Annotated in this window: 21 protein-coding genes and 1 riboswitch; of the genes, 15 read left to right on the top strand and 6 right to left on the bottom strand. The window is 43.0% G+C overall.

All coding sequences use genetic code 11. The features are described 5' to 3' along the window. Nucleotides 1-125 precede the first annotated feature (125 nt). The 5 genes from liaF (at nucleotide 126) to tig (ending at nucleotide 4,492) form a co-directional block, all read left to right on the top strand. Nucleotides 126-824 carry a cell wall-active antibiotics response protein LiaF gene (gene liaF, locus KX728_RS07650; RefSeq protein ID WP_215804358.1) on the top strand — a complete coding sequence of 233 codons (699 nt, stop codon included), beginning with the start codon at nucleotides 126-128 and terminating at the stop codon, nucleotides 822-824. Further along, nucleotides 821-1,819 carry an envelope stress sensor histidine kinase LiaS gene (locus KX728_RS07645; protein ID WP_215804359.1) on the top strand — a complete coding sequence of 333 codons (999 nt, stop codon included), beginning with the start codon at nucleotides 821-823 and terminating at the stop codon, nucleotides 1,817-1,819. The genes liaF and KX728_RS07645 overlap by 4 nt, the downstream gene beginning before the upstream one ends. A 9-nt stretch (nucleotides 1,820-1,828) precedes the next feature. Continuing rightward, a complete protein-coding gene (locus KX728_RS07640) occupies nucleotides 1,829-2,461 on the top strand; it encodes a response regulator transcription factor (RefSeq protein WP_215804360.1) in 633 nt (210 codons plus the stop codon). Continuing rightward, nucleotides 2,462-3,118 (top strand): DNA alkylation repair protein, encoded by a 657-nt coding sequence (locus KX728_RS07635; RefSeq protein ID WP_215804361.1) that lies wholly within the window; start codon nucleotides 2,462-2,464, stop codon nucleotides 3,116-3,118. It abuts the gene before it with no gap. A 90-nt stretch (nucleotides 3,119-3,208) separates the two neighbouring features. Next, nucleotides 3,209-4,492 carry a trigger factor gene (gene tig / locus KX728_RS07630; protein ID WP_215804362.1) on the top strand — a complete coding sequence of 428 codons (1,284 nt, stop codon included), beginning with the start codon at nucleotides 3,209-3,211 and terminating at the stop codon, nucleotides 4,490-4,492. A 47-nt stretch (nucleotides 4,493-4,539) separates the two neighbouring features. Here the strand turns inward: tig and recD2 are convergent, their stop codons facing one another. The 3 genes from recD2 to rnhC all read right to left on the bottom strand — a co-directional run bounded on the left by recD2 (nucleotide 4,540) and on the right by rnhC (nucleotide 8,538). Continuing rightward, a complete protein-coding gene (gene recD2 / locus KX728_RS07625; protein WP_215804363.1) occupies nucleotides 4,540-6,909 on the bottom strand; it encodes an SF1B family DNA helicase RecD2 in 2,370 nt (789 codons plus the stop codon). A 129-nt stretch (nucleotides 6,910-7,038) separates the two neighbouring features. Beyond that, a complete protein-coding gene (gene lepB / locus KX728_RS07620) occupies nucleotides 7,039-7,653 on the bottom strand; it encodes a signal peptidase I (protein ID WP_001083992.1) in 615 nt (204 codons plus the stop codon). 3 nt (nucleotides 7,654-7,656) lie between these two features. Continuing rightward, nucleotides 7,657-8,538 (bottom strand): ribonuclease HIII, encoded by an 882-nt coding sequence (gene rnhC / locus KX728_RS07615; RefSeq protein WP_215804364.1) that lies wholly within the window; start codon nucleotides 8,536-8,538, stop codon nucleotides 7,657-7,659. A gap of 86 nt (nucleotides 8,539-8,624) precedes the next feature. On the opposite strand from rnhC, the gene zapA reads away from it, so the two are divergent. From zapA to KX728_RS07580, 7 genes are all read left to right on the top strand, one after another. Further along, complete coding sequence (zapA, locus tag KX728_RS07610; protein ID WP_000002028.1) at nucleotides 8,625-8,927, top strand: cell division protein ZapA; 303 nt, start codon at nucleotides 8,625-8,627, stop codon at nucleotides 8,925-8,927. Beyond that, nucleotides 8,924-9,472 (top strand): CvpA family protein, encoded by a 549-nt coding sequence (locus tag KX728_RS07605; protein ID WP_215804365.1) that lies wholly within the window; start codon nucleotides 8,924-8,926, stop codon nucleotides 9,470-9,472. Before zapA ends, KX728_RS07605 begins: the two co-directional genes overlap by 4 nt. Before the next feature lie 100 nt (nucleotides 9,473-9,572). Next, a complete protein-coding gene (locus KX728_RS07600) occupies nucleotides 9,573-11,909 on the top strand; it encodes an endonuclease MutS2 (RefSeq protein WP_215804366.1) in 2,337 nt (778 codons plus the stop codon). Between the two features lie 168 nt (nucleotides 11,910-12,077). Then, nucleotides 12,078-12,166, top strand: a riboswitch (glycine riboswitch). Nucleotides 12,167-12,255: 89 nt separating this feature from the next. After that, complete coding sequence (locus tag KX728_RS07595; RefSeq protein ID WP_215804367.1) at nucleotides 12,256-13,578, top strand: alanine/glycine:cation symporter family protein; 1,323 nt, start codon at nucleotides 12,256-12,258, stop codon at nucleotides 13,576-13,578. A 131-nt stretch (nucleotides 13,579-13,709) separates the two neighbouring features. Further along, nucleotides 13,710-14,258 carry a carboxymuconolactone decarboxylase family protein gene (locus KX728_RS07590; RefSeq protein WP_215804368.1) on the top strand — a complete coding sequence of 183 codons (549 nt, stop codon included), beginning with the start codon at nucleotides 13,710-13,712 and terminating at the stop codon, nucleotides 14,256-14,258. 14 nt (nucleotides 14,259-14,272) lie between these two features. Beyond that, the gene (locus tag KX728_RS07585) at nucleotides 14,273-15,337 is read left to right on the top strand and encodes an acyl-CoA dehydrogenase family protein (protein ID WP_215804369.1); all 1,065 of its coding nucleotides are present in this window, start codon (nucleotides 14,273-14,275) and stop codon (nucleotides 15,335-15,337) included. Between the two features lie 107 nt (nucleotides 15,338-15,444). Then, nucleotides 15,445-16,344: a TDT family transporter gene (locus KX728_RS07580; protein WP_215804370.1), complete on the top strand. Its 900-nt coding sequence runs from the start codon at nucleotides 15,445-15,447 to the stop codon at nucleotides 16,342-16,344. A 23-nt stretch (nucleotides 16,345-16,367) separates the two neighbouring features. Here the strand turns inward: KX728_RS07580 and serS are convergent, their stop codons facing one another. The 3 genes from serS to KX728_RS07565 all read right to left on the bottom strand — a co-directional run bounded on the left by serS (nucleotide 16,368) and on the right by KX728_RS07565 (nucleotide 19,595). Next, nucleotides 16,368-17,642, bottom strand: coding sequence for a serine--tRNA ligase (serS, locus tag KX728_RS07575; RefSeq protein WP_215804371.1), 1,275 nt, complete (start codon nucleotides 17,640-17,642; stop codon nucleotides 16,368-16,370). A gap of 214 nt (nucleotides 17,643-17,856) precedes the next feature. Further along, nucleotides 17,857-18,228, bottom strand: a complete 372-nt coding sequence (locus tag KX728_RS07570) for a DUF956 family protein (RefSeq protein WP_215804372.1) — start codon at nucleotides 18,226-18,228, stop codon at nucleotides 17,857-17,859. 2 nt (nucleotides 18,229-18,230) lie between these two features. Beyond that, a complete protein-coding gene (locus KX728_RS07565; protein WP_215804373.1) occupies nucleotides 18,231-19,595 on the bottom strand; it encodes an aspartate kinase in 1,365 nt (454 codons plus the stop codon). A gap of 282 nt (nucleotides 19,596-19,877) precedes the next feature. Here KX728_RS07565 and KX728_RS07560 point away from each other — a divergent pair, with 282 nt between their 5' ends. The 3 genes from KX728_RS07560 (at nucleotide 19,878) to KX728_RS07550 (ending at nucleotide 22,162) form a co-directional block, all read left to right on the top strand. After that, nucleotides 19,878-20,663: an enoyl-CoA hydratase gene (locus KX728_RS07560; protein WP_001015588.1), complete on the top strand. Its 786-nt coding sequence runs from the start codon at nucleotides 19,878-19,880 to the stop codon at nucleotides 20,661-20,663. A 90-nt stretch (nucleotides 20,664-20,753) separates the two neighbouring features. Next, nucleotides 20,754-21,188, top strand: coding sequence for a fatty acid biosynthesis transcriptional regulator FabT (gene fabT / locus KX728_RS07555; RefSeq protein WP_215804374.1), 435 nt, complete (start codon nucleotides 20,754-20,756; stop codon nucleotides 21,186-21,188). Further along, complete coding sequence (locus tag KX728_RS07550; protein ID WP_000852970.1) at nucleotides 21,188-22,162, top strand: beta-ketoacyl-ACP synthase III; 975 nt, start codon at nucleotides 21,188-21,190, stop codon at nucleotides 22,160-22,162. Before fabT ends, KX728_RS07550 begins: the two co-directional genes overlap by 1 nt. Nucleotides 22,163-22,213: the final 51 nt, after the last annotated feature.

The raw sequence follows: 22,213 nt of genomic DNA, 5'->3' as shown, positions 1-22,213 counted from the left end.
GTCAACTGTGGTGAGTTGATGAAACCTAGCTTCTAAGAGCAATTTCTGTCCCATCGCCTTTTTCCATCCTTAGACCGAGGTGACTTTTTTGAATTGTGATAAAATAGAAAGGAAAGGATGCAGCTATGAAAAAATTTCAAATCTTTTTATTTATTGAAGCCTGTCTGTTGACGGGAGCTCTGATTTTGATGGTATCAGAGCATTTTTCGCGTTTTCTGCTGATTCTATTCCTCTTTTTGCTCTTGCTCCGCTATTATACAGGGAAAGAGGGCAACAATGTGTTCCTCCTTGTGGCGACTATTCTTTTCTTTTTCATCGTCATGCTCAATCCCTTTGTGATTTTAGCTATCTTTGTGGCAGTTATCTATAGTCTCTTTCTTCTTTATCCAATGATGAATCAAGAAAGAGAGGAGACCGACTTTGTCTTTGAAGAGGTGGTGACGATTAAAAATGAACGCAATCCTTGGTTTGGTAATCTCCATCATTTCTCTAGTCACCAGACCTGCCAGTTTGACGATATCAACCTCTTTCGCCTCATGGGCAAGGACACCATTCATTTGGAAAGAGTTATCCTAACCAATCATGACAATGTCATTATCCTTAGAAAGATGGTCGGAACGACTAGGATTATCGTACCTGTTGATGTGGAAATCAGCCTCAGCGTCAACTGTCTTTATGGAGATCTAACTTTCCTCAATCAACCTAAGAGATCCCTCCGCAATGAACACTATCATCAGGAGACCAGAGACTATCTCAAGAGTAACAAGAGCGTCAAGATTTTCCTAACTACTATGGTTGGTGATGTGGAGGTGGTCAGAGGATGAAAAAGCAATCGTATCTGTTAATTGGGCTGACTTCTTTCCTCTTTATCCTCTTTTTGACTAATAGTTTACTTGATATTTTTGAACTGGATTGGTCCTATTTGCTACAGGATATCGAGAAAACAGAGAAACTCATCTTCTTGATCTTGGTCTTTAGCCTTTCCATGACCTTCTTTTTTGTCCTCTTTTGGCGCGTGATAGAAGAAGTCTCTCGCAGAAAAATGCAAGTCAATCTCAAGCGACTGCTAGCAGGAAAAGAGGTGGTTGCCTTTGCAGATCCAGACTTGAATGCTAGTTTCCAATCCTTGTCTGGCAAGCTCAATCTCTTGACAGAAGCTGTTCAAAAGGCTGAAAATCAAAGCCTGGTCAAGGAAGAAGCAATCATCGAGAAAGAACGGAAGCGGATAGCACGTGACCTGCACGATACAGTTAGTCAGGAGTTGTTTGCAGCCCATATGATTTTATCAGGCGTCAGCCAGCAGGCTTTGAAGCTGGATAGAGAAAAGATGCAGACCCAGTTGCAAAGCGTTGCAGCCATCCTAGAAACAGCCCAGAAAGATCTGCGGGTCTTGCTCCTACATTTGCGACCAGTTGAGTTGGAAGAGAAGAGTTTGATTGAGGGGATTCAAATCCTCTTAAAAGAGCTTGAGGACAAGAGCGATCTCAAGGTTAGTCTCAAGCAAAACGTGTCTAAATTGCCTAAAAAGATTGAAGAACATATCTTCCGTATTCTTCAGGAGTTGATCAGCAATACCCTTCGCCACGCCCAGGCATCTTGTTTGGATGTCTATCTCTATCAGACAGATGTTGAATTGCAGTTGAAGGTGGTGGACAATGGGATTGGTTTCCAGTTAGGGAGTTTAGATGACTTGAGTTATGGACTGCGAAATATCAAGGAGCGAGTCGAAGATATGGCAGGAAACATTCAACTTTTGACAGCTCCAAAGCAAGGACTGGCGGTTGATATCCGTATTCCCCTGTTAGATAAGGAATTATAAGGAGTAGAGATGAAAATTTTACTTGTAGATGACCATGAAATGGTTCGATTGGGCTTGAAAAGCTATTTTGATCTCCAAGACGATGTGGAAGTTGTGGGCGAGGCTGCCAATGGGGCTCAAGGTATTGACTTGGCCTTGAAACTGCGTCCAGATGTCATCGTCATGGATATAGTCATGCCTGAGATGAATGGGATTGACGCGACCTTAGCCATCCTGAAAGAATGGCCTGAAGCCAAGATTTTGATTGTAACTTCTTACTTGGACAATGAAAAAATTATGCCGGTCTTGAATGCGGGTGCCAAAGGTTACATGCTCAAGACTTCTAGTGCAGACGAACTGCTTCATGCCGTCCGCAAGGTGGCTGCTGGAGAGCTGGCTATTGAACAAGAGGTCAGCAAAAAGGTCGAATACCACCGCAATCATATAGAGCTTCATGAAGAACTGACTGCGCGTGAGCGAGACGTGCTTCAACTCATCGCCAAGGGCTATGAAAATCAGCGCATTGCAGATGAACTCTTTATCTCCCTAAAGACGGTGAAGACCCATGTGTCCAACATCCTAGCCAAGCTTGAGGTCAGCGATCGCACTCAGGCTGCAGTCTATGCCTTTCAGCACCACTTGGTAGGGCAGGAGGATTTTTAGATGAATCTTACAGATTTACTTGTGGAGCTAGAAGCGGGAAAAGACCCTGAGAAAGCAGGCCCAATGGAAGCCTATATGCGCCATCAGTTTCCCTTTCTAGGTATTGCAGGTCCTGAAAGAAATTCACTCTATAAAAAGTATTTTCCAGAAGCGAAAAAAACAAAGATGATCGATTGGGATTTTGTAGACACTTGCTGGGAAAAGGAGCCTAGAGAATACCAATATGTGGCTGCCAACTATTTGAAAGCCATGCAGACTTATCTAACGAAGGACGATTTGCCTAAGCTTGAGCGTCTGGTCGTGACCAAGTCTTGGTGGGACACGGTAGATATCTTAGATAGAGTAGTAGGAAGTTTGGTAGCCGACTATCCAGAACTTGAAGAAGTGCTTTTAAAATGGAGCCTATCAGACAATATCTGGCTGAGACGAGTCGCTATTGACCACCAGTTGTTAAGAAAAGAGAAAACAAATGTCCAACTGATGGAAAAGACCCTGCTCAACAATCTGGACCAGACAGAATTTTTTATCAACAAAGCCATAGGCTGGGCTCTAAGAGACTACTCTAAAACCAATCCCGAATGGGTAGCACGTTTTATTGAAAAAAATAAGAAGAGAATGGCTGAACTTAGTATCAGGGAAGCGAGCAAGTACCTCTAGCACTATTGAAAAGCGCATTCATTACTTGAAAAAAGTCGCTATCATATGGTATAATGGACTGTATTAAAAATTTTAAGGAGAAATGACAGAATGTCTGTATCATTTGAAAACAAAGAAACAAACCGTGGTGTCTTGACTTTCACTATCTCTCAAGACCAAATCAAACCAGAATTGGACCGTGTATTTAACTCAGTAAAGAAAACTCTTAACGTTCCTGGTTTCCGTAAAGGTCACCTTCCACGCCCTATCTTCAACCAAAAATTTGGTGAAGAAGCTCTTTATCAAGATGCAATGAACGCTCTTTTGCCAAACGCTTATGAAGCTGCAGTAAAAAAAGCTGGTCTTGAAGTCGTTGCACAACCGAAAATCGACGTGACTTCAATGGAAAAAGGTCAAGACTGGGTTATCACTGCCGAAGTCGTGACAAAACCTGAAGTTAAATTGGGTGACTACAAAAACCTTGAAGTATCAGTTGATGTAGAAAAAGAAGTGACAGATGCTGACGTTGAAGAACGTATCGAACGCGAACGCAACAACTTGGCTGAATTGGTTATCAAAGAAGGCGCTGCTGAAAATGGCGACACTGTTGTGATTGACTTCGTTGGTTCTATCGACGGTGTTGAATTTGACGGCGGAAAAGGTGAAAACTTCTCACTTGGACTTGGATCAGGTCAATTCATTCCTGGTTTTGAAGACCAATTGGTTGGACACTCAGCTGGCGAAACTGTTGATGTTATCGTAACATTCCCAGAAGACTACCAAGCAGAAGACCTTGCAGGTAAAGAAGCTAAATTCGTAACAACTATCCACGAAGTAAAAGCAAAAGAAGTTCCAGCTCTTGACGATGAACTTGCAAAAGATATCGACGAAGAAGTGGAAACTCTTGACGAATTGAAAGAAAAATACCGCAAAGAATTGACTGCTGCGAAAGAAGAAGCATACAAAGATGCCGTTGAAGGTGCAGCAATTGATAAAGCTGTAGAAAACGCTGAAATCGTAGAACTTCCAGAAGAAATGATCCACGAAGAAGTTCACCGTTCAGTAAATGAATTCCTTGGAAACTTGCAACGCCAAGGGATCAACCCTGACATGTACTTCCAAATCACAGGAACTACTCAAGAAGACCTTCACAAACAATACGAAGCAGAAGCTGAGTCACGTACGAAGACTAACCTTGTTATCGAAGCAGTTGCCAAAGCTGAAGGATTTGACGCTTCAGAAGAAGAAATCCAAAAAGAAATTGAGCAATTGGCAGCAGACTACAATATGGAAGTTGCACAAGTACAAAACTTGCTTTCAGCTGACATGTTGAAACACGATATCACTATCAAAAAAGCTGTTGAATTGATCACAAGCACAGCAACAGTTAAATAATCTTAAAAGAGAAAAAGCCCACCTGACTAGGTGGGCTTTCTGTTGCACTATTTTCCAAAAATCTCTTTTAAGTCAGCATCTGTAATTCCAATCATAGCGGGAATACTAGACCAGTTTTCCTCGGTGAGGATGTAGGATTGTTCAGAGTCACTTGCTGTGGCAGTTTCAGAGAAGGCTTGTTTACTTTCTTCAATATTATTTTCAATTAAATCACTGAAACGCTCAATCAGATAGGTCTTGCGGGCAGTCCCGATATGCTTGACTGCATAGTCAAAGGCCTGTAATTCACCGAGAAGGATGAGCTTGCTTTTGGCCCGTGTAATGGCTGTGTAGATGAGATTTCGCTCCAGCATGCGCTTGCTAGAACTGGTGATGGGCAGGATGACAACAGGAAACTCACTTCCCTGAGACTTATGGATACTCATGGCATAGGCTAGTCGAATTTTGTACCATTCGTTACGTGGGTAGATGACCTCATTGCCATCAAAATCAATGACAATCTCGTCTTGTTTGGACTCGGTGTATTTACCAGGAATTAGGTCTGTGATGTAGCCTAGGTCTCCATTAAAGACATTGACTTCAGCGTCGTTGACTAGGTGAATAACCTTGTCCCCTGTTCGATAGTGACACTGAGTGGCTTCAAAGCTAACTTGCCCCTTTTGCTGAGGATTGAGCAGGTCTTGCATGAGTTGGTTGATGGCGTCAATACCAGCAGTACCTCGATACATAGGCGCTAGCACCTGAATATCTCGAGCCGGAATGCCACTTCTGAGGGCAGCACCAAGAATTTTCTCAATCGTAGCTGGGATATGACCGCTAGCGATTTCAAAGTAGGAGCGGTCTGCCTTTTTCTGGGTAAAGTCAGCTGGCAAGATGCCTTGTCGAATTTGACTCGCCAAGGTAACGATAGTTGATTCTTCGCTCTGACGGTAAATCCGTTCCAAGCGGGTCTGCGGAATCAGGGATATCTGGAGCAGGTCAGCAAGGACTTGTCCGGGACTAACAGAAGGTAGCTGATCGCTATCCCCCACGATGAGAATTTTACTGTTAGAAGAGATGTTGGAGAAGAGTTGGTTAGCTAGCCAAGTGTCCACCATAGAAAACTCATCCACGATGATGAAGTCGGCATCCAGATAATCTTCCAGATGACTGGTATCATCGTCTCCTGTCATCCCCAAATGACGGTGTATGGTCGCGCTAGGCAAACCTGTTAATTCATTCATGCGCCGAGCCGCTCGACCAGTTGGAGCAGCGAGAAGAATCGGCAGGTTGCTTTTCTTCCTGAGATCAAGCCCTTCTAAAAGGGCATAAACAGCGATAATTCCATTGATAACAGTCGTCTTACCTGTACCAGGCCCACCTGTCAGGATAAAGACCTTGTTCTGGATAGCGTCGCAGATAGCCTGTTTTTGAATGGTATCGTACTGAATGCCCAGTTCTTGCTCGACAGTAGCGATATACTTGTGAATGGTTTCTAAGTTCTGACTCTTCTGCTTTCCTTTTTCAAGGATACGAACCAAGTGACTGCGAATGCCTTCTTCAGCGAAAAAGAGGCTGTTATCAAAGATTTTGGTATCAATCTGCTGAACCTTGTCTTCTTCGATCAAATGAGATAATTCCTGAGCTACTTGACTGGGGTCTAGTTCCACAGGACGGGAAGACTCGAGGAGAGTCAGGGTTTGTTCCAGCAAATCTCGGGCTTCCATATAGGTATCGCCTGTATCCATACAACCTTGAAAGAGACTATGGACAAGGCCAGCACGGAAGCGCTCGGGAGCTTGACTTTCGATGCCTAGTTCGGCAGCCAATTGGTCTGCAATGGTAAAACCCAATCCTTTGATATCTTCAACCAGTTGGTAGGGATAGTTTTCGACAATATCCAGCGTTTCTTCCTTGTAAAAGTCTTGAATCTGAAAGGCCAGTTTATTGGGAATGCCGTAGTTAGCTAGTTTAGCTAAGACCATCTCGGTTCCGTAGTTAAGACGAAGGGTGGAAACAAAAGCCTCACGGTTTTTGGCAGAGAGTCCTGCAATACTTTCTAGCTTTTCAGGATGTTCCAGAATTTCGTCAATGGTATTTTCACCATAGCTATCGACGATTTTCTGAGCAGTTTTGAGACCAATTCCCTTGAAATGACTGCTAGAAAAGTACTTGACGAGGCCCTTGCTAGTTGGTTTTGCTCGCTCATAACGACTGATCTGTAGCTGTTCTCCATACTTGGAGTGCTGAATGATTTGCCCCCAAAAAGTGTAGTCTTCACCCTCAATCACGTCCGCCATAGTTCCTGTAACAATGATTTCAAAATCGTCAAAGTTCTCCGCATTGGTATCTTCGATATCTAGGAGGAGAATGCGATAAAAATTACTGGGATTTTCAAAAATAATCCGTTCAATAGTGCCTGAAAAATAAACTTCCATAGGTTTCCTTTACATGAGTTCGTGAGAGTTGTACCCTTAGCTTCTTTCAACAAGCTAGGAGACTAAAAGGTCTTCTTCTCGCAATAGAAAAAGAGGCTGAGACTTAGCATTCTCGGCCTCTTCCTTATCTTAAAAAGTTCCGATACGGTTAAGTGGCCAGAAACGGAATTTTGCTTCACCCTTGATATCGCTGGCCTTGAAGGTACCGACATGGCGGCTGTCGCTAGAGACTAGACGATCGTCACCAAGGAGAAGATACTCACCTTGAGGGACAGTAAAGCTGAAGCTGGTATTGGAATTGACATCGACTGTAAAGGCTTGTGCTTTTTGAGCAAGTTCTCTAAAGTAAACTCCCTTATTGCCTTCAAATCCTTTGCCAGTATAGGTGTTTTGCAACTTTTCTGTTTTGAACAAGTTGAGGTATTCAGCTAGGTAAGGTTCATTCGTTTCTTCACCGTTGATAAAGAGTTTGTCATTTTCGTAGCGGATGGTATCACCAGGCATACCGATAACCCTTTTGACAATGTCTTTATTTCCGTCTTCCTCGTGCGCAACCACGATGTCGAAGCGGTCAATTGGGAGGTGTTTAACAACGAAGAGAACTTCTCCGTCGGCTAGGGTAGGGTCCATAGAGTGTCCTTCTACACGGACATTGCTCCAAAGAAAGATACGGCTAAGACCGACCAGTGCGATAATCAGGAAGAAAACTCCCCATTCTTTTAGAAATGTTTTAAACGAATTCATAATTTACCTTTCTAGAAGTGTTTTGGCTTTTTCAGTGTTTTTAAAATGCAGTTTAGCGCAGAAATGAAGTCCCTTCATACCATAGGCTTGAAGGATTTTGCTAGCAACCTTATCAGATGCAGTTCCAGCGCCGCTTGGCAGTTGATAGCCTAGTTCTCGTCCAAGATTTTCTAAGTTTTCGAGGAAGAGATCACGCGCAATGATGGAGCTAACCGCAACAGCCAGATATTTGCCCTCAGCTTTTTCTTCCAAAGTGATCTTATTTGGAAAACGGTTGGCTTCTTGCGCCAAGTACTTGTCATAGTTTTTAGCGCTTGTAAAAGCATCAATCACGATTTTCTCTGGCTGGACTCCTTTTTGAAGCAGGAGAAAGATAGCCTGGTTGTGAAGGGCAACCTTTACAGAAACAGCATTGTAACGCTCTCCGATAACTTCATTATACTTGCTCGGTGAAAGAAGGAGCGCTTGGTGCTGGACCTTTTCTTTAAGGATAGGGGCAATCTGACGAATCTTTTGGTCTGTCAGAGTCTTGGAATCCCCCACACCGAGTTTTCGCAAGAAGTTATGCTGGTCAGGTGTCACGAAGGAAGCCACGACAGCCAGTCCACCAAAGTAGGAACCATTTCCCACCTCATCAGTCCCAATCATAGGAAAATCTTGACCACTGTTTTCTTGTTGAACTTGATAACCAAAGAAACTAGCGTATTGCTCAGCAGCTTCGCCCTGCAGGAGGACTTTTCCAGAAGTATAGATGGAAACCGTTGCCTGAGGCAGTCTCAAAAAATAGCGAATATAGGGATTTTTACTAGGACTGAGAGCCTTATGATACTGACTTAAAAAGCTCTGAATTTCCTGTTCACTTGGTATGAGTGTGATACTTGCCATAGTCTCTATTGTACCACAAAAGCAGGAGAATTGGTAAAAACTGACAAAGTTAGCGAAATTTGGTATAATATCGTGAGGTGAATTTTATGGCAAATCTAAATCGATATAAGTTTACATTCGGAAAAAAGACATTAACCTTAACAACCGAGCATGACAACCTCTTTATGGAGGAAATTGCCAAGGTTGCGACTGAAAAATACCAAGCAATTAAAGAACAAATGCCTGGGGCGGATGATGAAACCATTGCGCTTCTTTTGGCGGTCAATTGTCTGTCTACACAACTCAACCGTGAAATTGAATTTGATGACAAGGAGCAAGAGTTGTTAGAACTCCGCCACAAGTTAATTGCTGTCAAACAAGAACAGAGCAAGATTGAGGACTCCCTATGATTTCAATCATACTCTTATTGGTTCTTGCTTGGGGCTTTTACATCGGCTACCGTAGAGGTTTGGTCCTGCAAGTTTATTATTTCCTCGTGGCAGTGATTTCAGCCTTTGTTGCGGGACAGTTTTATAAATCACTGGGAGATCACTTCCACTTACTTGTCCCTTATGCCAATCCTCAGGAAGGACAGGGAACCTTTTTCTTCCCTTCAGACCAGCTGTTTCAGCTAGACAAGGTCTTTTATGCGGGCCTAGCCTACCTTTTAGTTTTCGGAATTTGTTATAGTATCGGACGTTTTGTCGGTTTGTTCCTGCACTTGATTCCAACTAAAAAGCTCGATGTCAAATGGTTGCGTATTGGATCAGGCCTCTTATCTCTATTGGTAACCTTATTTGTCTTGCAAATGGCTCTGACTATTCTTGCAACAGTGCCTCTGGCAGTCATTCAAAATTCACTCGAAAAAAGTATAGTAGCCAAACATATCATCCAAAGTGTCCCTTTTACGACAAACCTTATCAAACAACTTTGGGTGACAAATTTAATCGGATAAAAAGGGCGGGATTTTTCCTAGCCCTTTGTTTACAGATTGGACGACTAGGTCAAAACCTCTAGTTGCTATAATCTTGTAAACCAGCATACAAGGAAAAAATATGAATACAAAAATACTAGAAACCTTAGAATTTAATAAAATCAAAGCCTTGTTTGAACCGCATCTCCTGACAGAACAAGGACTAGAGGAGCTAAAAGGCTTGGCTCCGACTGCCAAGACTGATAAGATCAAGCAAGCCTTTACAGAGATGGAGGAAATGCAAGCTCTATTTGTGGAGCAACCCCACTTTACCATCCTAGCGACACGTGAGATTTCAGCTGTCTGCAAGCGTCTGGAGATGGGGGCGGACCTCAATATTGAGGAGTTCCTGCTCCTCAAACGGGTCTTGCTTGCTAGCAGAGAGTTGCAAGGTTTTTATGCCAATCTTGAAAATGTACGTTTGGAGCAGTTGGCGAGATGGTTTGAAAAACTACATGATTTTCCACACTTGCAAGGAAGTCTCCAAGCCCTAAATGATGCAGGATTTATCGAGAATTTTGCCAGCGAAGAACTGGCACGCATCCGTCGGAAAATCCATGATAGCGAGAGTCAAGTTCGAAATGTCTTGCAAGACTTGCTCAAGCAAAAAGTGCAAATGTTGACGGAAGGCATAATCGCTAGCCGAAATGGCCGTCAAGTCTTACCCGTGAAAAACACTTACCGCAACAAGATTGCGGGTGTTGTCCATGACATCTCTGCCAGTGGAAACACCGTCTATATCGAACCCCGTGAAGTGGTCAAGCTGAGCGAAGAAATCGCTAGTCTGCGAGCAGACGAACGCTATGAGATGATTCGCATCCTACAGGAACTCTCAGAACGGGTCCGCCCTCATGCTGCAGAGATTGCTAATGACGCATGGATTATCAGCCATTTAGACTTGATTCGTGCCAAGGTGCGTTTCATTCAAGAAAGACAAGCAGTTGTTCCTCAACTTTCAGAGAACCAAGAGATTCAACTCCTTCATGTCCGCCATCCTTTGGTCAAGAATGCTGTCGCAAATGATGTACACTTTGGTAAGGAATTAACGGCTATTGTCATTACAGGTCCCAATACTGGTGGGAAGACCATCATGCTCAAAACCCTGGGCTTGACTCAACTCATGGCCCAGTCAGGCTTGCCCATTTTAGCTGATAAAGGAAGCCGTGTTGGTATTTTCGAAGAAGTCTTTGCAGATATTGGCGATGAACAGTCTATTGAGCAGAGTTTGTCTACCTTCTCCAGCCACATGACCAATATCGTAGATATTCTTGGCAAGGTCAATCAGCACTCGCTCTTATTGCTAGATGAGCTCGGGGCTGGGACCGATCCGCAGGAAGGAGCAGCACTTGCTATGGCTATTCTGGAGGATCTTCGTCTGCGTCAGGTCAAGACTATGGCGACGACCCACTATCCAGAACTCAAGGCTTATGGTATTGAGACAGCCTTTGTGCAAAATGCCAGTATGGAGTTTGATACAGCCAGCCTGCGTCCGACCTATCGCTTTATGCAGGGAGTTCCTGGTCGAAGCAATGCCTTTGAAATCGCCAAACGCCTAGGACTGTCAGATGTCATCGTCGGGGATGCCAGTCAGCAGGTCAATCAAGATAATGATGTCAACCGTATCATTGAGCAATTGGAAGAGCAAACGCTTGAAAGCCGTAAACGCTTGGACAATATCCGTGAGGTGGAGCAAGAAAACCTCAAGATGAACCGTGCACTCAAAAAACTCTACAACGAACTCAATCGTGAAAAAGAAACCGAGCTTAACAAGGCGCGTGAACAAGCTGCCGAGATTGTGGAACTCGCTCTAAATGAGAGTGACCAGATTCTCAAGAACCTCCACAGTAAGTCTCAACTCAAACCCCACGAAATCATTGAAGCCAAGTCTAAACTGAAAAAACTAGCCCCTGAAAAAGTCGACTTGTCTAAAAACAAGGTCCTTCAAAAGGCCAAGAAAAAACGAGCTCCGAAGGTGGGGGATGATATTGTGGTCCTCAGTTATGGACAACGTGGAACCTTGACCAATCAGCTTAAGGACGGCCGTTGGGAAGCCCAAGTCGGTTTGATCAAGATGACCTTGGAAGAGAAAGAATTTGACCTTGTTCAGGCCCAGCAAGAAGCCCCAGTCAAGAAGAAACAAGTCAATGTCGTCAAACGTGCTTCTGATCGTGGTCCGCAAGCCAGACTGGATCTTCGTGGCAAACGGTACGAAGAGGCCATGAATGAGCTGGACGCCTTTATTGACCAAGCCCTGCTCAATAACATGGCGCAAGTCGACATCATCCATGGTATCGGAACAGGTGTCATCCGTGAAGGAGTCACCAAATACCTACAAAGAAACAAGCATGTTAAGACTTTCGGCTATGCTCCACAGAATGCTGGAGGCAGTGGCGCAACCATTGTGACCTTTAAAGGATAGAGAGAAGAAGGATTCGCTCTTTCTGAAAAAGGGAATGAAAGGTCAAAAATTTTCATAGAATATATTGACAAAGGCTAACTTTTCTTGTAGAATAATAAAAAATAAAATACCAACACCGAATGAAGTTTAATAGAAGTGGAGAAAGGTTTGTTTTCCATGACTGTAAATGGACGGAACTCTGGAGAGACCGTAAAGGCACCGAAGGGGCAAGGCAGGTAACTGCTCAAACTCTCAGGTAAAAGGACAGAGCTAGGATAGACCGCTTTTTGGCATTTATCTAAGCATTCCAGAGTACATGTATCTTGCATGTGCTCTTTCTTTTGGGGTTGAAAGATAGGAGAAGGATATGTTAGAATTGCTAAAAGCGCTTGATGCTTTCGTTTGGGGGCCTCCCCTCTTGATCTTATTGGTCGGAACGGGTATCTATTTGACAATCCGACTAGGCCTTTTGCAGGTGGCTCGTCTCCCAAAGGCCTTTCAGTTGATCTTTACCAAGGATAAGGGGCATGGCGATGTGTCGAGCTTTGCTGCTCTCTGTACGGCTTTAGCCGCCACCGTTGGTACGGGAAATATCATCGGGGTTGCAACAGCCATTAAGGTTGGGGGACCAGGGGCACTCTTTTGGATGTGGATGGCGGCCTTCTTTGGGATGGCGACCAAATATGCCGAAGGCTTGTTGGCCATCAAATATCGCACAAAGGATGCAAATGGAGCTGTAGCTGGAGGACCCATGCATTACATTCTTTTGGGGATGGGAGAAAAGTGGCGTCCCCTTGCAATCTTCTTTGCCCTAGCTGGTGTATTGGTTGCCCTTCTAGGGATTGGTACCTTTACCCAAGTCAATTCGATTACAGAATCCATTCAAAATACAGCTCAAATTGATCCAGCCATCACAGCTCTGATTTTATCGATTTTTGTAGGGATTGCTGTCTTTGGTGGCCTCAAATCCATATCAAAAGTTTCGACAGCAGTGGTTCCTTTTATGGCTATTGTCTATATTTTAGGGACTCTTACAGTTATTCTCTTTAATATCGAGAAAATCCCAGCCACACTTGCCCTGATTTTTACTTCAGCCTTTAGTCCAGCTGCTGCGGTAGGCGGTTTTGCAGGTGCCAGCATTCGGATGGCTATCCAGAATGGTGTGGCGCGAGGAGTCTTTTCTAACGAATCTGGTCTTGGTTCTGCTCCCATTGCAGCGGCTGCGGCCAAGACAAATGAGCCTGTCGAGCAAGGCTTGATTTCCATGACAGGAACCTTTATTGATACTTTGATTATCTGTACTCTGACAGGTCTAACAATCTTGGTAACTGGGGTTTGGAGTGGTGATTTGAATGGAGTTGCCTTGACCCAGTCAGCCTTTTCAACAGTTTTTTCACACTTTGGACCAGCTCTTTTGACCATCTTCCTTGTACTCTTTGCCTTTACGACGATTCTCGGATGGAACTACTACGGAGAGCGCTGTTTTGAGTTTCTCTTTGGTGTCCACTTTATCTGGCTTTACCGTGTAGTCTTTGTAGTCATGGTCTTGTTGGGAGGATTTATCGAATTGGACATGGTCTGGATTATCGCAGATATCGTCAATGCCTTGATGGCATTGCCTAACTTGATTGCCCTCTTAGTTTTGTCGCCAGTCGTCATTGCTGAGACTAAAAAGTATTTTAAACATTAACCTAATCACACTTTTAGTGTGATTTTTTTCATTTCATAGACATTTCTTATCAAGGCGATTGAAAATATATATTATCCAAGGGGAAAATTCTATGATAGACTAAATGACAATAAAATGAAAAGAGGTTTCTTATGACAACATTTACAATCCACACAGTAGAATCAGCACCAGCAGAAGTAAAAGAAGTTCTTGAAACTGTACAAAAAGACAACAACGGCTATATTCCCAACCTAATCGGTCTCTTGGCCAATGCCCCAACCGCGCTTGAAGCCTACCGAACTTTCGGAGCTATCAACCGCCGCAATAGCCTGACACCAGTGGAACGCGAAGTAGTACAAATCACAGCTGCCGTAACCAATGGTTGTGCTTTCTGCGTCGCAGGTCACACAGCCTTTTCAATCAAACAAATCCAGATGAATGATGATCTTCTCCAAGCTCTCCGCAACCGCACTCCGATTGAAACAGATCCTAAATTGGACACCCTAGCTAAGTTTACCTTGGCGGTCATCAATACCAAAGGGCGTGTAGGAGATGAAGCCCTTAGTGAATTTTTGGAAGCTGGCTACACGCAACAAAATGCCTTGGATGTGGTTCTCGGTGTTAGTCTTGCCAGCCTTTGCAACTATGCCAACAACCTAGCCAATACGCCTATTAACCCAGAATTACAACCTTATGCTTAAGAGGAGGGAAAAGTATGGGATTTTTTTCCGAAGAGTTTTTGAGCTGGTTAGACCAGCATGCTGATGAAATTGATAAACAGTCTTGTGAGGCTGGAGAGCAACTGATTGAAAGGATTGCAGCAGAAGGAGCTTTTCGGGTAGGTGTTCCAGAATCTCTCGGCGGTTCAGACGGAAGTGATCAAGATGTCATTGATATCCTTGCAGAACTTGCACAACATTCCTTGACGGCCTCCTTTATTTCCTGGGGACAACGTACCCTAATTGACAATATTCTCCAATCAGATAATTCCTATTTGAAAGAAAACTATCTGGAAAAACTCTTGTCTGGTGAATATGCAGGTGCAACTGCTCTGTCTAATGCTGTCAAGTATTTATCTGATTTAGAAGAGCTGAATGTTTATATCGTCGAAGAAAATGGACAATTTTATCTAAAAGGGCGACTGCCATGGGTAACCAATGCCCGTAGAAATCGATTCTTAACCATTTTTGTAGCAGGTTTTGCTGATGATCCAAGTAAAAGTTATGTGGTGGCTGTGCCATCAGATGCAGAGATTTTTAGTCGTTCGGAAGACTTAGAATTCGTTTCTCTTCAGGGAGGAAATACGGCTGCTTTGACCTTTAATCGGGTTCCTTTAAAAGAAGAGTGGATTCTATCTAAGAATGCTAAAGAATTTTTAACTCAAAATCGTCCAGCATTTTTAGGTTACCAATTTGGTTTGGCTTTTGGTTTAGCTGAACGCTCTCTATCAGAAGTAGAAAAAGAATTGGGGAAACGAAGTGTATTAACAGATGAATGGCAATATCGGGTAGAGCAGTTAGATGCTATTCGACAAGCTCTTTATCAGGGATTGTCTGATCGTTCCTATTTCGTTACCAATCCGCGTGAACTCTTTCAGTTAAGAATAGACATTGTGGACATAGTTGCTCAAAGTCTGCTATTAGAGTTACAAGCTGGTGGAGGTAGAGGCTACTTTAGCAAATCAACATCTGGTTTTATCCGTCGTTGGAATGAAGGAGCCTTTCTTCCGATTGTTTCTCCAAGCGCTGTTCAGTTGCGCCATATCTTAGCAACGAGTTAAAAAATAGTAGAATAAAAACGAAGTTTGAATTTCCAACTTCGTTTTTTAAGTCCTCATTTAAGCGCTTTTATGCTATACTAATAATAACATGATTATTGGAGGCTCGGATGAAAAAGCTCCCCTTAGTATTCTCTGGCTGTTTATTAGGTTTAGCAGGTGCAGGAAATCTGATTGCAGATACTTGGCCAGTTCTGTCGCATTTATTGAGTCTGACTGGATTAGTTTTGTGGCTTTTCTTTCTGATTCTTCATCTTTTTAATTGGGAAGAAACCAGGAAAGAATTGACCAAGCCCCCTCTTTTGTCTGGGATGGCTACCTTTCCCATGGCTGGGATGATTTTGTCGACCTATGTCTTTCGCGTATTCCCTGCTCTTCCTATAGTAGCACAAGGGATCTGGTGGTTTTCATTTCTCTTGGATTTGGCTTTGATTGCTACTTTTACCATCAAATTTGCCTGTCCAGGTCGGAAGGTCAATGCGACTCCAAGCTGGACGGTGCTCTATGTGGGGATAGCAGTAGCAGCCTTGACCTATCCTCTGGTAGGCATTATCGAGATTGCCTATGCGACCTTGAGTTTTGGTTTTGTCTTGACCTTCTATCTCTATCCCCTTATTTATAGGGATTTAAAGAAAGATCCACTCCCAGTGGCCTTGCTTGGACAGGAAGGAATCTACTGTGCTCCCTTTTCTCTACTCTTGGCTTCCCTAGTTCGAGTTGGAGGAGCAAGCCTACCGACTTGGCTCTTGATCGTCATGATTTTGGCATCTCAGTCCTTCTTTTTCTTTGTTTTAACTCGCCTGCCCAATATTTTAAAACAAGGATTTCAACCAGCCTTCTCAGCCCTAACCTTCCCAACCATTATCACAGCTACTTCGCTCAAGATGGCTCAGGGAATCTTGAAACTTCCATTTCTGGATTATCTGGTATTGGCTGAAACCGTTATTTGCCTCACTATTTTATTCTTTGTCTTGGTTGGTTATCTGATTTGGTTACGAAAAAAGGTCTAGCTAGAAATAGCTAGGCCTTATTTTTATGGTTTGATAACTTCAGCGCCACCCATGTATGGACGAAGAGCTTCTGGAATGGTTACAGAACCATCTTCATTTTGGTAGTTTTCAAGAATAGCAGCAACCGTACGTCCAACTGCAAGTCCAGAACCGTTCAAGGTATGAAGGAGTTTCACCTTGCCATCGGCTTCATCACGGTAACGGATTTGGGCACGACGGGCTTGGAAATCTTCTGTATTTGAACAGCTTGAGATTTCACGGTAGGTATTTTGTGCTGGAATCCAAACTTCCAAGTCGTAAGTCTTAGCAGCTGAGAAGCCCATGTCCCCAGTAGAGAGGGCAACGACACGGTATGGAAGGTTGAGTTTTTGAAGAATATTTTCAGCGTTGGCTGTCATCTTTTCCAATTCTTCGTAAGATTCTTCTGGTTTGGCAAATTTGACCATTTCAACCTTGTGGAATTGGTGCAGACGAATCAAGCCACGTGTATCACGACCAGCTGAACCAGCCTCAGAACGGAAAGATGGACTCATAGCGGTAAAGTAGATTGGTAGGTCTTTACCGTCAAGAATTTCATCACGGTAGTAGTTTGTTAGAGGAACTTCAGCTGTAGGAATGAGGACATAATTAGTGTCTTTCAATTCAAAAGTATCTTCCTTGAATTTTGGATATTGACCAGTACCAAACATTGAGTCATGGTTAACAATGTATGGTGTGATAACTTCCGTATAGCCCTCTTTACCATGCTCATCCAACATGAAGTTGTAGATAGCACGTTCCAAACGAGCACCGAGTCCTTTATAGAAGAGGAAGCGAGCTCCTGTTACCTTACCACCGCGTTCCCAGTCAAGGATACCCAAGTCTTCACCAAGATCCCAGTGAGCTTTTGGCTCGAAGTCAAACTCGCGTGGACTACCCCAACGGCGAACTTCCACATTGTCATCTTCGTCAGCCCCAACAGGAACGCTGTCAGCAGGGATGTTTGGAAGAGTAGTGGTAAATTCTGTTAATTTAGCATCGATGTCCGCCAATTCAGCATCCAAGGCTTTGACTTCAGCAGATAGGGTTTGCATCGCAGCAATCTTGTCATCGGCATTTTCCTTGTTGCGCTTAGCTTGGGCAATCTCAGCAGAAACTGTGTTACGTTCTGCTTTTAGAGTTTCAACCTTGACCAAGATGTCACGACGTTTAGCATCGATTTCTTTCATCTCATTTAAGATAGCAGCATCTACACCACGTGTAGCTAATTTTTCAGCGACAGCATCAAAATCTGTACGAATACGTTTAATATCTAACATAAGAACTCCTTTATGAAAAAAAGCACACCTGACAAAGTGTTGGAGTGGCAGGGCCACGGTTCCATCCAACTTCACAGGTGTGCACTTGATTCTGTATTTAATTGTGAACAACGGTAGAATTTCACCTATCCCTCCTATCTGCTCGCAACACCCGCAGACTTTCTGAAAGAAGAGGATAACCTACTTATCCGTTGCTATGATTATACTAAAGTTTCTACTTTTTTGCAAATAGATTTTTAAGTTTTTGTCCAATGGTCTGGAGTAGAGTCGGAAGTTTCACAACCTTGTCGTTTCCTAATTTTTCCCGAGCGATTTTGAGGATAGCTCCAGAGTCTTTTGAAGCAAAAAGGAATTTTCCTTGATCAGTGAAGACTTCAAAGTGGCGGCTGATCTTGCGACCACTTACGTTAGCTCCTATTTGCTGAATGCTGGACCAAGGGATTTGGATATATTGTTCGACATTGACATCAGGATAAAACTCTAAGGCTTGATCCCCGACTAAAAATTTTCCAACTTTTCCAGAGATAGAGAGGTAAGATGTCCCAGTGGTTTGGAGGACAATGACTTGATTGAGTGATTGGGCCATGATTAGTCTTCCTTACTTTCACCGAAAAAGGCATGATAGAGAGCCTTGATAGCTGCTTTTTCTTGCTCTTTATTGACAACAAACATGATGGAAACTTCACTTGAACCTTGGGACATCATCTGGATGTTAATCTTGTTTTCAGATAGAGCTCGTGTTGCAGTAGCAGTTACCCCGATATGGCTCTTCATCTTTTCTCCAACAATCATAATGATGGAAAGGTCATGTTCGATTTCAGCATGGTCCACTTCAGCCTTTTGAACGAGTTGACGTAGAATTTCTTCTTCTTTGATAGGAGTCAATTCGCGGGAGCGGAGGATGATTGAAAGATCGTCAATACCTGTAGGCATGTGTTCCCAACCGATGTTGAGGTCCTCAAGGATTTGAAGAACCTTGCGACCAAATCCGACTTCGCGGTTCATGAGGTATTTAGACATGTTGATGCTGACGAATCCTGAGTCACCCGCAATCCCTACTACTGGGAATTTATCACTACTGTGTTCTAAAACAATGCGTGTTCCTGGGTGGTCAGGGTTGTTGGTATTCTTGATAACAAGAGGAATTTTTCCGCGGTAGGCAGGGAGAAGGGCTTCATCATGAAGAACTGAAAATCCAGCATATGCCAACTCACGCATTTCACGGTAGGTTAATTCAGGAATGGAGTGAGGTTGGTGGATAATACCAGGATGGGCAGCAAAGATACCATCTACGTCTGTAAAGTTCTCATAGAGATCAGCCTTAACACCTGCTGCAATGATAGAACCTGTGATATCTGAACCTCCACGTGAAAAAGTACAGATTTGATTTTCCTTAGTCACACCAAAGAAACCAGGGATGACAAGGACTTCGGTGCTATCAGCCAAGGCTTCAATCTTGTCATAACTAGATGGAATGATACGTGCGTTTCCAGGTTCACTTGTGACAACAATTCCAGCTTCTCTTGGGTGAACATAGCGTGCATCGATACCGTTTTGGTTAAAGTAGGCTGCAATCAATTTGGCATTGTTATTTTCTCCAGCCGCTAGGAAGGTATCATAGAGAAATTCATTGTCCTCTATAGGAAGAGTTGCCAAGGCCCGAATACTTTTAGAGATTTTTTCTAAAACAGCAGGTTTTAACCCTAGTTCACTAACCATAGCGGCATAACGGTCAATGATCCAGCTTTGACTAGCACTGATGTCATTACCAGCCACATAGTCACGATAGTATTTGATCAAGGCATCGGTTACCTTAGTATCTTCAGCATTGCGTTTGCCGGGTGCAGAAACGACTACAAAACGGCGTTCTTTATCACTTTTAACGATGTTTAAGACTTTTTCTAACTGACCAGCAGAGGCAAGCGAGCTTCCACCAAATTTTACAACCTTCATAAGGACTCCTCAAGTAAGTATTTTATACGATTATAGCAGAAAGAGGGGCATTTTTCAATGAAGAAAATAACTTCCTATTATAATAGAAGAAAACACTAACTTATTCTGAAAAGCGATAACGGTTTAAAAGTAAATGTGTAAAATTTCTCTCACATTCATAATGAATGGAAAAATAATCAGCTGAGACACTTTCCTTTAGTTTTTCCTTGCCTCTTTATCCAAAAAAAGGTATACTTTGATAATAAAACGATTTTATTACCTTATAAAAGAAAAGGAGAAGCTATGAATCATATCTTATATCAGATCGTAGATGATCTTGCTATCATTACTTTGAATCGTCCCGAAGTGGCAAATGGTTTCCATATCCCAATGTGTGAGGAGATTTTAGAAGCTTTGACCCTAGCAGAGCAGGATCAAGCTGTGCAGTTCATCTTGATTAATGCTAATGGGAAGGTTTTTTCAGTTGGGGGAGACTTGGTTGAGATGAAACGAGCAGTAGACGAAGATGATATCCCTTCTTTGAATAAGATTGCAGAATTAGTCAATACAATTTCTTTTAAAATCAAGCAAATTCCAAAACCTGTTTTGATGGAGGTAGATGGAGCGGTTGCTGGTGCTGCAGCAAATATGGCAGTAGCAGTCGATTTTTGTTTGGCGACTGATAAGGCAAAATTTATTCAAGCCTTTGTCGGAGTTGGATTGGCGCCAGACGCTGGTGGGATTCATCTCTTGAGTCGTAGCATCGGGGTAACACGAGCTGCACAACTTGCCATGACAGGAGAAGCCTTAACTGCTGAAAAAGCATTAGAATGGGGCGTGGTATACCGTGTTTGTGAAGTTGACAAATTAGAAAAAACAAGAGAACAAGTTCTGAAAAAATTAAGAAGAGGTTCAGCAAACTCATACGCAGCGATTAAAAAGTTAGTTTGGGAAAGTCAATTCAAGGATTGGCAGAATTATGCTGAATTAGAATTGAAACTACAAGAATCGTTATCTTTAACTGAAGATTTTAAAGAAGGGGTTCGAGCACATTCTGAAAGAAGAAGACCGAAATTTACAGGAATGTAAAAAAATACTTGCACAATTTTTTGAAGTTTGTTATACTTCTTTTATCAAATGTTTTGATTGTAAAAGTTTTTTGAGGGGGAGGGAAACGATTTGGACTACCAACAAGTAAATGATTATCTAACATCTATTTTTAATAACGTCCTTGTGATTGAGGAGGTTAGCTTACGAGGTAGTCGATTCAAAGACATCTCCATCAAAGAAATGCACACGATCGATGTGATTGGGAAGTTCCCGGAGGCAACGCCAAGTAAGGTTTCAAAAGAACTGATGGTAACTCTTGGGACAGTGACGACGAGTTTGAATAACCTGGAGAGAAAAGGTTATATTGAGCGTATTCGTTCTGACCAAGACCGTCGATTGGTCTATCTGCATTTGACAAAGAAAGGTCGTTTGGTTCACCGCCTTCATAAACGATTCCACAAGGCTATGGTCGAAAAAATCATTGATGGCATGAGCCCTGAGGAAAAAGAAGTCATGGGCAGAGGCTTAACGAACCTTTATCAATTTTTGGAGGATTTGAAATAATGGCTTTTGCAAAGATAAGCCAGGTTGCTCATTATGTTCCAGAGCAAGTGGTCACTAATCATGACTTAGCCCAAATCATGGACACAAGCGATGAGTGGATTTCAAGTCGGACAGGAATTAAACAGAGACATATTTCAAAAACAGAGTCTACAAGTGACTTGGCGACAGAAGTAGCTAAGAGCTTGTTGGCTAAAGGGAGCTTAACAGCGGATCAGATTGATTTTATCATTGTAGCGACGATTACCCCAGACTCGATGATGCCTTCCACAGCAGCTCGAGTTCAGGCAAATATCGGAGCGCATAGAGCTTTCGCCTTTGATCTGACAGCAGCTTGCAGTGGCTTTGTATTCGCTCTCTCAACTGCAGAAAAGTTTTTAAGTTCTGGACAGTTCAAAAAAGGGATTGTTATCGGGGCTGAAACCTTATCCAAAGCAGTTGATTGGTCAGATCGTTCGACAGCTGTTCTCTTTGGGGATGGTGCTGGAGGGGTTCTCTTGGAAGCGAGCGAAACACGTCACTTCCTTGTGGAAAGTCTCTATACGGATGGCTCTCGGAGCGAGTGTTTGACCTATGGTCAAACGGCTTTGGCTTCTCCTTTCTCGGATCAAGAAGCAGTTCCTGCTTTTTTGAAGATGGATGGACGAGCAGTTTTTGATTTTGCAAATCGTGATGTTGCTAGATCGATCAAAGAAACCATTGAAAATGGTCCAATCGCAGCATCAGAATTGGATTATCTATTGCTTCATCAGGCAAATATCCGCATTTTGGATAAGATGGCTAAGAAGATCGGCGTAGACCGAGACAAGCTTCCTGCCAATATGATGGAGTATGGAAATACCAGTGCAGCAAGTATCCCGATTTTGCTCTCAGAGTGTGTGGAAAATGGCATGATTCGTTTAGATGGTAGCCAGACGATTCTCCTATCAGGCTTCGGTGGAGGTTTGACATGGGGCACACTCATTCTTACAATCTAGGTAATCATGTGGAACACATAGTTATAAATTTTTTATATTTTAAAGGAGTCC

Origin of the sequence: Streptococcus oralis (genome assembly GCF_019334565.1) — a bacterium.
GTDB lineage: Bacteria > Bacillota > Bacilli > Lactobacillales > Streptococcaceae > Streptococcus > Streptococcus oralis_CR.
Note: the sequence above shows the minus strand (reverse complement) of the source record. Positions and strands in the feature narration are given on the sequence as shown.